This is a genomic window from Pseudonocardia tropica (genome assembly GCF_040105315.1).
Lineage (GTDB): Bacteria > Actinomycetota > Actinomycetes > Mycobacteriales > Pseudonocardiaceae > Pseudonocardia > Pseudonocardia alni.
Window position 1 is genome coordinate 118617 of sequence record NZ_JBEDNP010000014.1, and the last position, 12651, is coordinate 131267.

Annotated in this window: 12 protein-coding genes; 4 read left to right on the plus strand and 8 right to left on the minus strand. The window is 75.3% G+C overall.

All coding sequences use genetic code 11. The features are described 5' to 3' along the window. Positions 1 to 53: 53 nt before the first annotated feature. The 4 genes from hflX to WHI96_RS21640 are packed head-to-tail and all read right to left on the minus strand — an operon-like array spanning position 54 to position 4108. A complete protein-coding gene (gene hflX / locus WHI96_RS21625; RefSeq protein WP_425571692.1) occupies positions 54 to 1544 on the minus strand; it encodes a GTPase HflX in 1491 nt (496 codons plus the stop codon). Between the two features lie 55 nt (positions 1545 to 1599). Then, positions 1600 to 2469: a diaminopimelate epimerase gene (dapF, locus tag WHI96_RS21630; RefSeq protein ID WP_345651472.1), complete on the minus strand. Its 870-nt coding sequence runs from the start codon at positions 2467 to 2469 to the stop codon at positions 1600 to 1602. After that, entirely contained in the window at positions 2466 to 3410 is a 945-nt protein-coding gene (miaA, locus tag WHI96_RS21635) for a tRNA (adenosine(37)-N6)-dimethylallyltransferase MiaA (RefSeq protein WP_345651475.1), read from the minus strand. The genes dapF and miaA overlap by 4 nt, the downstream gene beginning before the upstream one ends. Further along, positions 3407 to 4108 carry a class III extradiol ring-cleavage dioxygenase family protein gene (locus tag WHI96_RS21640; RefSeq protein ID WP_345651478.1) on the minus strand — a complete coding sequence of 234 codons (702 nt, stop codon included), beginning with the start codon at positions 4106 to 4108 and terminating at the stop codon, positions 3407 to 3409. Before WHI96_RS21640 ends, miaA begins: the two co-directional genes overlap by 4 nt. Before the next feature lie 373 nt (positions 4109 to 4481). On the opposite strand from WHI96_RS21640, the gene WHI96_RS21645 reads away from it, so the two are divergent. After that, positions 4482 to 5717, plus strand: coding sequence for a DUF349 domain-containing protein (locus WHI96_RS21645; RefSeq protein ID WP_432422464.1), 1236 nt, complete (start codon positions 4482 to 4484; stop codon positions 5715 to 5717). Positions 5718 to 5720: 3 nt separating this feature from the next. On the opposite strand, the gene WHI96_RS21650 is transcribed toward WHI96_RS21645, so the two are convergent. Both WHI96_RS21650 and miaB read right to left on the minus strand, forming a co-directional pair. Continuing rightward, positions 5721 to 6167, minus strand: a complete 447-nt coding sequence (locus tag WHI96_RS21650) for an Rv2732c family membrane protein (RefSeq protein ID WP_345651484.1) — start codon at positions 6165 to 6167, stop codon at positions 5721 to 5723. Beyond that, positions 6164 to 7672, minus strand: coding sequence for a tRNA (N6-isopentenyl adenosine(37)-C2)-methylthiotransferase MiaB (gene miaB, locus WHI96_RS21655; RefSeq protein ID WP_345651487.1), 1509 nt, complete (start codon positions 7670 to 7672; stop codon positions 6164 to 6166). The genes WHI96_RS21650 and miaB overlap by 4 nt, the downstream gene beginning before the upstream one ends. Before the next feature lie 64 nt (positions 7673 to 7736). On the opposite strand from miaB, the gene WHI96_RS21660 reads away from it, so the two are divergent. Further along, positions 7737 to 8702: a TAXI family TRAP transporter solute-binding subunit gene (locus WHI96_RS21660; RefSeq protein WP_345651489.1), complete on the plus strand. Its 966-nt coding sequence runs from the start codon at positions 7737 to 7739 to the stop codon at positions 8700 to 8702. Here WHI96_RS21660 and WHI96_RS21665 read toward each other — a convergent pair. Both WHI96_RS21665 and WHI96_RS21670 read right to left on the minus strand, forming a co-directional pair. Beyond that, complete coding sequence (locus tag WHI96_RS21665) at positions 8696 to 10114, minus strand: sensor histidine kinase (RefSeq protein WP_345651491.1); 1419 nt, start codon at positions 10112 to 10114, stop codon at positions 8696 to 8698. The genes WHI96_RS21660 and WHI96_RS21665 overlap by 7 nt on opposite strands. 3 nt (positions 10115 to 10117) lie before the next feature. Next, the gene (locus WHI96_RS21670; protein ID WP_345651494.1) at positions 10118 to 10801 is read right to left on the minus strand and encodes a response regulator transcription factor; all 684 of its coding nucleotides are present in this window, start codon (positions 10799 to 10801) and stop codon (positions 10118 to 10120) included. 134 nt (positions 10802 to 10935) lie between these two features. Between WHI96_RS21670 and WHI96_RS21675 the strand changes: the two genes are divergently transcribed. Next, positions 10936 to 11664 carry an amino acid ABC transporter ATP-binding protein gene (locus tag WHI96_RS21675; RefSeq protein WP_020622568.1) on the plus strand — a complete coding sequence of 243 codons (729 nt, stop codon included), beginning with the start codon at positions 10936 to 10938 and terminating at the stop codon, positions 11662 to 11664. Positions 11665 to 11704: 40 nt separating this feature from the next. Further along, positions 11705 to 12589, plus strand: a complete 885-nt coding sequence (locus WHI96_RS21680; protein WP_345651497.1) for a glutamate ABC transporter substrate-binding protein — start codon at positions 11705 to 11707, stop codon at positions 12587 to 12589. Positions 12590 to 12651: the final 62 nt, after the last annotated feature.

The following is a 12651-nucleotide window of genomic DNA, read 5'->3' on the forward strand; positions in this document are numbered from 1 at the left end:
CGCGCCCGTCAGGACCCCGGTGAGGCCGAGGGCCGCGGCCGCGAGCCCGACCCTCAGTGGCCCGCCGCCGTCGCCGGCAGGTCGGTGCCGGTCCCGGTCGGCAGGGCCGAGCCCGCCACCGCGAACGGCAGCACCGCGGTGCCCAGCTCGGGCTTCACCCGCGCCCGGATCCGGGTGCCGTCGGCGGTGTGGGACTCGGCGAGGATCTCGCCGTCGTCGTGCAGCCGCGCGACCAGCGCACCCTCGGTGTAGGGCAGCAGGAGGTCGACCTCGTACTCCGGGCGCGGCAGGCGCTCGGCGATGCGCTCCCGGAGCTGCGGGATCCCGGCGCCGCTGTGCGCGGAGACGAACACCGCGTCCGGCTGGGCGTGCCGCAGCCGGGCCAGCGCGAGGTCACCGGCCGCGTCGGTCTTGTTGATCACGAGCAGCTCGGGCGGCATCGTGTCGCCCGCGGCCTCCCCGACCTCGACGAGCACCTGGCGGACCGCGGCGATCTGGTCGTCGGGCAGCGGGTCGGACCCGTCGACGACGTGCACCAGCAGGTCGGCCCGGGCGGCCTCCTCCAGCGTGGAGCGGAACGCCTCGACGAGCTGGTGCGGCAGGTGCCGCACGAACCCGACGGTGTCGGTGAGGGTGTAGTCGTGCCCGTCGGGCGTCTGCGCCTTGCGGGTGGTCGGGTCCAGCGTCGCGAACAGCGCGTCCTGCACCAGCACCCCGGCGTCGGTGAGCTGGTTGAGCAGGCTCGACTTGCCCGCGTTGGTGTAGCCGACGATCGCGACCGAGGGGATCTCGTTGCGGCGACGGCTGCCGCGCTGGGTCTCGCGGACCTGGCGCATGGCACCGATCTCACGGCGCAGCTTCGACATGCGCGCACGGATCCGGCGCCGGTCCAGCTCGATCTTCGTCTCACCGGGACCACGGCCACCGATACCGACACCGCCCGCGGCACGGCCACCGACCTGCCGGGACAGCGCCTCACCCCAGCCGCGCAGCCGCGGCAGCAGGTAGGACAGCTGCGCGAGCTCGACCTGGGCCTTGCCGTCCCGGGAACGGGCGTGCTGGGCGAAGATGTCGAGGATCAGCGCGGTCCGGTCGATGACCTTGACCTTGAGCCGCTCCTCCAGCTGGCGGAGCTGGCCGGGGGACAGCTCGCCGTCGCAGATCACGGTGTCGGCCCCGGTGGCGCGGACGGTCCCGAGCAGCTCCTCGACCTTGCCGGAGCCGATGAACGTGGCCGGGTCCGGGCTGGAGCGGCGCTGGACGAGGCCGTCCGTCACCTCGGAACCGGCGGTCTCGGCGAGGCGGGCCAGCTCGGTCATCGAGTTCTCGGCCTGCTCGGCCGTGCCCTCGGTCCAGACGCCGACGAGCACGACCCGCTCCAGCTGGAGCTTGCGGTACTCGACCTCGGTGATGTCGGTGAGCTCGGTGGACAGCCCGTGGATCCGGCGCAGCGACGTGCGCTCCTCCAGGTCGAGCTCGCCACCCGTCGGAACCGGGTTCGACGTGGAGGGGGTCACGGAGGGGTGCGTGTGGGCATCAGTCATCTTGTGCTCCATCCTCCCACGTCGCGGGGCCCGTGTCCGCCCGGATTCGCGACGCTCAGGCGGGCGCGTCCCACCACGCGCGGTCCAGCTCCCCGGACGCGAGCAGCACGGCCGGGCCGTGCAGCGTCGTGGGCCCGGTCCGCTCGTCGGTACCCGCCTCCACCGTCACCCGCAGCAGCCCGCCCGGGACGGTGACCTGCACGTCGCCTGCGGAGTGCCCGGCGTGCCGCAGCGCGGCGACGGCGGCGGCGACGGTCCCGGTGCCGCACGAGCGGGTCTCCCCCACGCCGCGCTCGTGCACCCGCATCCGGATGCGGCCGCCGTCGGCGGGACCGTCCAGCGGGGTCAGGAACTCGACGTTCACCCCGTTCGGGAACAGCGCCGGGTCGAACGAGGGCGCGCGGGTCAGGTCGAGGGTGTCCGGGTCGGCCGCGGTGACGCAGGCCAGGTGCGGGTTGCCGACGTCGAGGGCGATGCCGTCGAAACGCGCGTCGCCGCCGGTGGCGACCGACGCCGGGCCGACGCCGACCGTCCCGAGCCCGACCGAGACCCCGTCCGGCCCGACGGCGGTGTCGAGCACCCCGTTGCGGGTGCCGACCGGGCCGCCGGTGGCCCAGCCGCGCTCGTGCAGGTAGCGGGCGAACACGCGCAGGCCGTTGCCGCACATCTCGGCGAGCGAGCCGTCGGCGTTGCGGTAGTCCATGAACCACTCGACGCCGTCGGCGGGCTCACCGACGCCGGGCTCCCCGGCGAGCTTCGCCCAGCGCACGACCCGCAGCACGCCGTCCGCGCCGAGGCCGCGGCGGCGGTCGCACAGCGCGGCGACGCGGGCCGGGGTGAGGTCGAGCGCGGCGTCCGGGTCGGGCAGCACCACGAAGTCGTTCTGCGTGCCGTGCCCCTTGCTGAACGCGATACCGCCGGTCATGCCACCAGCCTACGAGCGAGCACCGCGCGCGCCGAGGCCACCAGGTCCGGGTCGGCGCCGTCGAGCCAGTGGATGCGGCGGTCGCGGCGGAACCAGGAGCGCTGGCGGCGCACGAACCGCCGGGTCGCCCGGACGGTCTCCTCCCGGACGCCGGCGAGGTCGGGGTGGGCGGGGTCGCGGTCGAGGGCCTCGATCACCTGCCGGTAGCCCAGCGCGCGGGACGCGGTGCGGCCCTGCGCCAGCCCGTGGCGGAGCAGGGCGCGGGTCTCGTCGACCAGACCGTCGTCGAGCATCCGGTCCACCCGCAGCGCGACCCGCTCGTCGAGCTCGGCGACGTCGCGGTCCACGCCGAGCAGCACGGCGTCGTAGCGGGGGGTGCCCGCGCCGGGCAGCGTCGCCCGGAACGGCCGGCCGGTCAGCGCGATCACCTCGAGCGCGCGGACGATCCGCCGCCCGTTCGAGGGCAGCACCTGCTCCGCGGCGACCGGGTCGACCGCGGCGAGGCGGGCGTGCAGCGCGCCGGACCCGTCGCGTTCCAGCTCGGCCTCCAGCGCGGCGCGCAGCTGCGGGTCGGTGCCGGGGAACTCCAGCTCGTCCAGCACGGCCTGCACGTAGAGCCCCGAGCCGCCGACGAGCACCGGGGTGCGTCCGGCGGCGCGCAGCTCCTCGATCACGGCGCGGGCCGCGCGCTGGTAGGCCGCGACCGAGGCGGTCTCGGTGACGTCGAGGACGTCGAGCTGGTGGTGGACGACGCCGCGCCGCTCGTGCGGGGCGAGCTTCGCGGTGCCGACGTCCAGGCCGCGGTAGAGCTGCATCGCGTCGGCGTTGACGACCTCCCCGTCCAGCGCCAGCGCCAGCTCGCACCCCAGGTCCGACTTGCCGGTCGCGGTCGGCCCGACCACGACCACCAGCGGCGGTGCCGTCGACGGAGGGGCGCTCACGCCGGTTCCCACAGCGCCACGTGGTAGGCGACGCCGTAGGGCATCGAGGTGTGCCGGTGCGCCGCCGTCCAGGCCCGCCCGCGCGCGGCACCGGCCAGCACCTGCCACGGCGCGCGGCCGGACGCCCAGAGGGCGGCGGCGCCGTCCGGGTCGAGCCGGGCGAGCGCCTCGGGGTCACCGGCGTCGAACGCGGCGGCGACGACGGCGTCGAACGCCTCGGCGCGGCCGTCGAACCCGCCGGGGGCCTTCGCGGTGTGCTTGGCCGCGCCGTCACCGACGACGAGCAGCCCCACCCCCTCGCCGGCCAGCTCGGCGCCCAGCGCCAGGCAGTCGGCGACCGGGGTGTCCGGCGCGACGAGCTCGCCGCGCGCCGACCCGACCCCGGCCGGCGCCGCGGCCCAGGCCGCGACCAGCAGCGGGAGCGGCAGCTCCGCGCCCTCGTCGGGGCCGGCCGGGCCGGGCAGCGCGACGGGGACGTCGCGGCCGTAGCCGGCGAAGGTGCCGCGGGTGCCCGGGGCGACGGTGCGCCGACCGCCGGGGTCGGCACCGACGACGACCCAGGTGTCCGCGGCCGCGGACAGACCCGTGACGGCGGTGGCGACGGCCTCGCGCAGCCCCTCGGTCTCGACCGCCGCGTCGCCGCTCAGGGCGGGGACGAGGAGCGGGGGCTGGGGCAGGACGGCGATCGCGGCGGGCACGGGTTCCGAGGGTAATCAGCGCTCCCCCGCCGCGACGCCCGTACCCGGCCGGAGGGCACGCGGTTCCCCCGAGGGCGGTGGACCTGCTTGAATCGCCGTTCCGGCCCCCGCACCGCGCGCGGGGCCCGGTGCGCGCACGGCCCCGGACGGACATCCGCACCGGGGCGCCCGCCCCCGCGGCGGGCCGAACGAGGAGGACCTACCGGTGTCCGAGACCCACGCGACCGACGCTGCCGGACAGGGTGCCGAGCCCACCCGGCCCACCCCGCCGAAGCCGGGGCCGCCCCGGCCCGGCCCGCGACCCGGACCGCCGCCCGCCGCGCGACCCGCGCCCACCCCGGCCGCGGTCGCACCGCCCGCGCCGCCCGCCGCGCTGCCGTCGCCGGTGCCCTCGGCGGCCGGTGACCCGGGCCGCTGGGGCCGCGCCGACGACGACGGCACCATCACCCTGGTCACCGCCGACGGCGAGCGGGTCGTCGGCTCCTACCAGGCCGGACCGCCCGCGGAGGGCCTGGAGCACTACGCGAAGCGGTTCGACGCGCTGGTCACCGAGACCGAGGTGCTCGCCGCGCGGATCGCCGGCGGCGGCGACGCGAAGGCGTCGCTGACCGCACTGACCGCGCTGCGCGAGGGCCTCGGCGAGGCGCACGTGGTCGGGGACGTGCCCGCCCTGCGCGAGCGGCTCGACGAGCTGGTCGGCCGGGCCGAGCAGGGCGTCACGGCGGCGAAGGAGGAGCGCGAGCGTGCCCGGCACGACGCCGTCGCCCGCAAGGAGGCGCTCGCCGTCGAGGCCGAGAAGATGGCCGCGGACTCCACCCAGTGGAAGCAGGCAGGAGACCGGTTCAAGGCGATACTCGACGAGTGGCGCACCATCCGCGGCGTCGACAAGAAGACCGACGAGCAGCTGTGGAAGCGCTTCTCGAAGGCCCGTGAGTCGTTCAACCGGCGGCGCGGCTCGCACTTCGCCGACCTCGACCGCCAGCGGGTCACCGCGAAGGCCCGCAAGGAGGAGCTCGTCGAGCAGGCCGAGGCCCTCGCCGACTCCGACGAGTGGAACGCGACGGCGGCCGCCTACCGCGACCTGATGACCGAGTGGAAGGCGGCGGGCCGTGCCCACCGCGAGGCCGACGACGCGCTGTGGGCCCGTTTCCGCGGCGCGCAGGACCGCTTCTTCGCCCGCCGCGGCGAGCACTTCTCCGCCCGCGACACCGAGTTCGCCGAGAACGCCGAGGCGAAGCGGGCCCTGCTCGCCGAGGCCGAGACGATCGACCTGTCCGACCCGGACGGCGCACGGGCCCGCCTGCGCGAGGTCCAGGAGCGCTGGGAGGCCGTCGGCAAGGTCCCGCGCGAGGAGATCCGCACCCTGGAGGGGCGGCTGCGCGGGATCGAGGACAAGGTCGCCGCCGCCGCGGACGCGCAGTGGCGCCGCACCGACCCCGAGGCCCAGGCCCGCGTCGAGCAGTTCCGGGTGCGGGTCGAGCAGTTCGAGGCGCAGGCGGAGAAGGCCGAGGCCGCCGGTGACCGCGGGCGGGCCGAGCAGGCCCGCGCGCAGGCGGCGCAGTGGCGGGAGTGGCTGACCGCCGCCGAGCAGGCGGTCGACGAGCGGTAGGGGTCAGTCGCGCTGCAGCGCGGCACCCGCCCACACGAAGGTCAGCAGCACGACCGCGAGCACGCCGAGGACCATTCCGAACCCGGGGCCGGCCCCGGCGCCGGTCTGCTGCGACCAGATCGCCCACAGCCCGTTCACCGAGGAGATCCCGCAGCCGAAGGCCGCGAGCCAGGCGAGCGCCCACAGCCGCGTCAGCAGCGCGGCCGCCGACACCACGACGGCGAACCCGGTCATCGTGAACGAGAACAGCGTCGGCAGCGGCCCGGCGGTGCCGGAGGCCAGCACCTGCCAGCCCGGGGTGCCCGCCACCCACGGCAGCAGCAGCGCGGCGACGGCGGCGCCGATCGCCACCGCGATCAGCATGGCGCGTGCACCCGGGTCGATCCGGCGGGCGACTCCGCGCCCGGCCTGCTCGATCTCGGCGCGGGTCTCCGGGGACACGTCGCTCATCGGGTACCTCCGGTGGTGGCGGGGAAGCCGCACGAGGGCGCGACGGGAGCCGGCTCGGGCGCCGGGGCGCCGAAGGCGGGCAGTCCCAGGGTGGTGGGTGCCCCGGACGGGCGCTCGCCGGCCTCGGCGGCGTCGCCGGCGCGGGTGCGGCGGTGGGTGAGCACGCCGCCGTCGGCGACGAGGTGGTGCGGGGCGCCGCGGTCGATCCGGACGGTCACGATGTCGCCGGGCCGGATGCCGGTCGTGGCCCCGGGCGCGAAGTGCACGAGCCGCCCGTCGCGGGCGCGGCCGGTGAGCCGGGCGGTCGCCGCGTCCTTGCGGCCCTCGCCGGTGGACACCAGCAGCTCGACCTCGGTGCCCTCCTGCCTGCGGTTCTCCTCCCAGGAGATCCGCTCCTGCAGTGCGACGAGGCGCTCGTAGCGCTCCTGCACGACGGCCTTGGGCAGCTGGTCGGGCAGGTCCGCGGCGGGCGTGCCCGGGCGCTTGGAGTACTGGAAGGTGAACGCCGCGGCGAACCGGGCCCGCTCGACGACGTCGAGGGTGTCCTGGAAGTCCTGCTCGGTCTCGCCGGGGAAGCCGACGATGATGTCGGTGGTGATCGCCGCGTGCGGGATCGACTCCCGCACCTCGGCCAGGATCGACAGGAACCGCTCCGAGCGGTAGCTGCGGCGCATCCGGCGCAGGACGTCGTCGGAGCCGGACTGCAGCGGCATGTGCAGCTGCGGGCAGACGTTCGGGGTCTGCGCCATCGCGGCGATCACGTCGGAGGTGAAGTCGCGCGGGTGCGGGCTGGTGAACCGCACCCGCTCCAGCCCCTCGACCTCCCCGCAGGCCCGCAGGAGCTTCGCGAAGGCGGACCGGTCCGCCGTGCCCTCCTGGAAGTCCGAGCCGTAGGCGTTCACGTTCTGCCCGAGCAGGGTCACCTCGAGCACGCCGTCGGCGGCGAGGGTCTGCACCTCGGCGAGCACGTCGGCGGGGCGCCGGTCGCGCTCCCTGCCGCGCAGCGACGGCACGATGCAGAACGTGCAGGTGTTGTTGCAGCCCACCGAGATCGACACCCAGCCGGCGTAGGCGGAGTCGCGGCGCGCGGGCAGCGTCGAGGGGAACACCTCGAGCGCCTCGGCGATCTCGACCTGCGCCTGTTCGTTGTGCCGGGCCCGCTCCAGCAGCGTCGGCAGGGCGTGCACGTTGTGCGTGCCGAACACGACGTCGACCCACGGGGCCCGCCGCGTGATCGTGTCGCGGTCCTTCTGGGCCAGGCAGCCGCCCACGGCGATCTGCATGTCCGGGTTCGCGACCTTGCGGGGCCGCAGGTGCCCGAGGTTGCCGTAGAGCTTGTTGTCCGCGTTCTCCCGCACCGCGCAGGTGTTGAACACGACGACGTCGGCGGTGTCGAGGTCCTCGGCCCGGGCGTACCCGGCGTCCTCCAGCAGACCCGCCATCCGCTCCGAGTCGTGCACGTTCATCTGGCACCCGTAGGTGCGCACGGTGTAGCTGCGGCTCACGCACCCGAGGGTAGGCGCCCGGGTGCGACGACGCCGGGACGGGGCCGTCGGGGATGATGGGCGGGTGCACCGGCCCGGGCCCCCGCTGACGAGGCGCACCGTGCTGCGCGCGGGGGCGGCGCTGGGTCTGGGGGCGGGGCTGGCCGCCTGTACCGGGCCCCGGCCCGCCGCCCCGCTGGTGATCGCCGGGGGCGTGCAGCCGGGGGTGTACATCAACCTCGCGCGCACGCTCTCGGAGATCTGGCGGGAACGGCTCGGGCTCGCGGCGGCCCCGCAGGTCCTGGAGACCGCGGGCAGCGCGCAGAACATGGAGCTGCTGACCACCGGCGCGGCCGCGGTCACGATCAGCCAGGTCGACGTGGCCGCCGACGTCGCCGGCCGCACCACCGGGCCGGCCGAGCCGCGCGCACTGGCCCGGCTCTACGACGACGTCACCCACGTCGTCGTGCGCGCCGACTCCGGCCTGCGCAGCATCGCCGACCTGCGCGGACGACGGGTGTCGATCGGCCCGGGCGGCAGCGGCTACCAGCCGATCGCGACCCGGCTGCTCGACGTCGCCGGGATCGGCGTCGCGGGCCTGGGCACCCGCGCGGAGCTGGGCCTGCCGGACGCGGCGGCGGCGCTGCGCGAGAGCGGCCTCGACGCGTTCTTCTGGTCCGGCGGGGTCCCCACCGACGGCGTGCGGGAGCTGGCCGCACAGGTCCCGATCCGGCTGCTGGAGCTCGGCGGCGTGCTCGACCGCATGCGCGAGCGGTACCCCGTCTACTCGGTGGCGACGGTCCCCGCGAACACCTACGGCCTGCCCGGCCCGGTCTCGTGCCTGTCGGTGCGCAACGCACTGCTGGTCACCGGGGGGATGGACGCCGACCTGGCCGGCGCGCTCATCCGCGCCGCCTTCGACGAGCAGCCGCGGCTGGCCCAGGCCAGCCCGGCCGCGGTGACCGTCGACTCCCGCTCGGCGATCGGCACCCAGCCGATCCCGCTGCACGAGGGCGCCGTCGAGTTCTACCGGGCCACCAAGGGCTACTGAGATGCCCCCGGGCGCAGCCACAGCGTGGCCCGCAGCCCGCCGCCCGGGGCGTCGCCCAGCTGCAGGCTCCCGCCGGCCGCGGCGGCGGTCCGCACCGCGATGGCCAGGCCCAGCCCGCTGCCCTCGACGTTGGTCTGCCCGGGCGCCCGCCAGAACCGGTCGGTGGCCCGCACCCGGTCCTCCGGCGCCAGGCCGGGGCCGCCGTCGACGACGCTGACGCCGATCCGGTCCGCGGTCCGCAGCGTCGCGACCCGCACCCGTCGCCCGGCCGGGGTGTACTTGAGCGCGTTGTCGAGCAGCGCGTCGAGCACCGACTCCAGCGCGGGCTCGCCGATCCGGGCGTGCAGGCCGTGCGGGCCGCTGCGGCGCAGGTCGATCCCGGAGTGCTCGGCCAGCGGCCGCCAGTTGTCCACGCGCTCGGCGATGACGACGTCGAGGTCGGTGTCCTCGGCGTCACCCGGGTCCTCCACCGCGCGCTCGGCGCGGGCCAGCGCGAGCAGCCCGTCGAGCACCCGGGACAGCCGCTCGGCCTCCTCCATCGCCGCGAGGTGGTCGTCGGCCGCGGCCGGGTCGACGTGCCCGTCGAGGTTGGACAGCCGCAGGCGCAGTGCCGTGAGCGGGTTGCGCAGCTGGTGGGAGGCGTCGGCGACGAACGCGCGCTGGGCGGCCAGCGCCTCGCGCACCGTCTCGGTCATCCGGTCGAACGACCCGGCCAGCGAGCGCAGCTCCGGCGGACCGCTGCGCCGCGACGGCGGACCGGGCGGCCCTCCGGCGACGACGGCCGTCCCGACCCGGCCCATCGCCTCGTCGAGTCTCCGGACCGGGCGCAGCACCCAGGCGGTCAGCGGCAGCGCGGCCAGCGTGCCGGCGAGCAGCGCGAACACCGCGGCCCCGGCGATCAGCGACCAGGTGCGCACCGCCTCGGCCCGCAGCGCGTCGGTCGGTGACACCGTCGCCACGGCGCCGACGACCTCGCCGTCGACGAGCACCGGCTCGGCCAGCACCAGCGGCCGGGTGTCCCACGGCATCAGCAGCGGGTAGGTCGACGAGCGGCGTCCGGCCAGCGCGACCGCGGTCCGCTCGGTGGCGTAGTCCCCCAGCCCGGGCAGCCGGTCGGCCGGGCGGGACGCGGTCAGGGTCCGGCCGGTCCGGTCGAACACGAGCACCGCGACGCCGTAGACGTCGTCGTAGCGGGTGATCTCGTCGGTGAAGGTGGTGAGCGCGGAGCTGCCCGCGGGGGCCTCGATGAGCGGGCGCTGCGCGGTGGAGGCGAAGGAGATGGTGTCGGTGAGCCGGTCGGTGAAGACCTCCTCCTGGGCGCGCTGGGCGGCGGTCCAGGCCAGCGGGACGCCCAGCCCGGCGGCGAGCAGCCCGACGAGCACGAGCACGACCAGCAGCAGTCGGCTGCGCACGGGTCAGTCCTCGGTGGCGGCGAAGCGGTACCCGACGCCGCGCACGGTGCGCACCAGCTCGGGACGGCCGAGCTTGGTCCGCAGCGTCGCCACGTGCACGTCGAGGGTCCGGTTCGCGCCCGCCCAGCCGCGCCCCCACACCTCGGCGACGATCTGGGCGCGGGTGCAGACGGCGCCGTCGGCGCGGGCGAGCAGCGCCAGCACCTGGAACTCCTTGCGGGTGAGCACCACCTGCTCCCCGGCGACGGTCACCTCGTGCCGTTCGGGGTCGACGCGGACGTCGCCGACGGTCACCGGGGCGGACCCGGCCGGGACGACCGTGCCGTCGTCGCCGACCTTGCGGCGGCGCTGCACCGCGTGCACCCGGGCCACGAGCTCGCCGATGTCGTAGGGCTTGACCAGGTAGTCGTCGGCGCCGGTGTGCAGCCCGGCGATGCGGTCGGTGACCTCGCCGCGTGCGGTCACCATCAGCACCGGGACCTCGGAGACGGCGCGGATCGCACGGCAGACGTCGAGCCCGTCGGCGTCGGGGAGGCCCAGGTCGAGCAGCACGACGTCGACACCGTCGAGGTGGTCGACGGCGCCGCGGCCGTGGTCGAGGCGGGTCGTGGTCATCCCGTGCCGGTGCAGCGCCGGGCGCAGCGCGGCGGCGACCCGGTCGTCGTCCTCGATCAGCAGGATGTGCACCGCGGTCCGCCCTTTCCGTTATGTGGCCGAGACCCTAAAGGTTCCTCAAGGTGGTGGACTCGCATGTCCGTTCCGTCCAGGCTCTCGCCATGTCCGGAGGCAGCATGACCAGCCCACCCGCGTCCAGCACTCCCATGGTGCGGATGGCCGGGGTGCAGAAGCACTTCGGCGACCTCCACGTGCTGCGCGACATCGATCTGGACGTCGCCCGTGGGGAGGTCGTCGTCGTCCTCGGCCCCTCCGGTTCCGGCAAGTCCACACTCTGCCGCACGATCAACCGGCTCGAGCCGATCGACACCGGCACGATCGAGATCGACGGCACCGCGCTGGCGGCGGAGGGGAAGGCGCTGGCCGCCCTGCGCGCCGACGTCGGCATGGTCTTCCAGTCGTTCAACCTGTTCGCGCACAAGACGATCCTGGAGAACGTCACGCTGGCCCCGCTCAAGGTCCGCGGCGTCTCCAAGGCCGAGGCCGAGAAGACCGGGCTGGCACTGCTGGAGCGCGTCGGCATCGCCAACCAGCGCGACAAGTACCCGGCGCAGCTGTCCGGCGGCCAGCAGCAGCGCGCGGCGATCGCCCGCGCGCTGGCGATGAAGCCGAAGGTGATGCTCTTCGACGAGCCGACCTCGGCGCTGGACCCGGAGATGGTCAACGAGGTGCTCGACACCATGACCTCGCTGGCCAAGGAGGGCATGACGATGGTCGTCGTGACCCACGAGATGGGCTTCGCCCGCCGGGCCGCGCACCGCGTCGTGTTCATGAGCGACGGCGAGATCGTCGAGGACGCGACCCCGGACGAGTTCTTCACCGCCCCGCGCAGCGACCGCGCCAAGGACTTCCTCGGCAAGATCCTGTCGCACTGAGGACGCCTTCCACCACCACCCCCGACGAGCGGAGCGAACCGTGAAGAGAACCCGCATCCTGGTGGCGGCCGCCCTGGCCGCCACCCTCGCCCTGGCCGGCTGCGGCCGCGAGGGCGCCCCCGGCGCCGAGGGCTCGGGCTACCAGCCGACCGTCGCGCAGAACGTGACCGTCGAGGGCTCCCCGACCTTCGACGCCATGAAGCAGCGCGGCCGTGTCGTGGTCGGTGTCAAGGACGACCAGCCGAACCTCGGCTTCCGCGACGCCACCACCAACGAGTTCTCCGGGTTCGACATCGACATCGCCCGGATGGTCGCGGGCGGTCTCGGCTTCTCCCCCGACCAGATCGACTACAAGGTCATCCCGTCGGCGGCGCGCGAGGACAACATCGAGCGCGGCGACGTCGACTACTACGTCGGCACCTACACGATCAACGACAAGCGCAAGCAGCGCGTCGGGTTCGCCGGGCCGTACTACGTCGCCGGGCAGAGCCTGCTCGTCCGCGCCGACGACGACGCGATCACCGGCCCGCAGACCCTGCAGGGCAAGCGGGTCTGCTCGGTCACCGGCTCCACCCCGATCCAGCGGGTCAAGGACCAGAAGCTGACCGACCAGGTCGTCGAGTTCCAGACCTACACCCAGTGCGTCGACCAGCTGATCAACAACCAGGTCGACGCCGTCACCACCGACGACGCGATCCTGCTCGGCTACGCCGCGCAGAACCCGGAGCAGCTGAAGGTCGTCGGCGAGAAGTTCTCCTCCGAGCCCTACGGCATCGGCGTCCCGAAGGCCGACACCGCGCTCCGCAACAAGATCAACGACCTGCTGCAGGCGTCGATCGACGACGGCACCTGGAAGACCATCTACGACGGCACCCTGGGCAAGTCCGGTACCCAGACCGAGCCGCCGGCCATCGAGCGCTACTGATCCCGCCCGCGGCCCGGCGGGGCGGTGACGCGGTCACCCCCCCCCCCGGCCCCGGCGGGTCC

What these genes read in the sequence shown, in the direction of transcription:
- hflX (WP_425571692.1), bottom strand. Translation starts at nt 1,544, where the DNA reads ATGACTGATGCCCACACGCACCCCTCCGTGACCCCCTCCACGTCGAAC.
- dapF (WP_345651472.1), bottom strand. Translation starts at nt 2,469, where the DNA reads ATGACCGGCGGTATCGCGTTCAGCAAGGGGCACGGCACGCAGAACGAC.
- WHI96_RS21650 (WP_345651484.1), bottom strand. Translation starts at nt 6,167, where the DNA reads ATGAGCGACGTGTCCCCGGAGACCCGCGCCGAGATCGAGCAGGCCGGG.
- WHI96_RS21675 (WP_020622568.1), top strand. Translation starts at nt 10,936, where the DNA reads ATGGTGCGGATGGCCGGGGTGCAGAAGCACTTCGGCGACCTCCACGTG.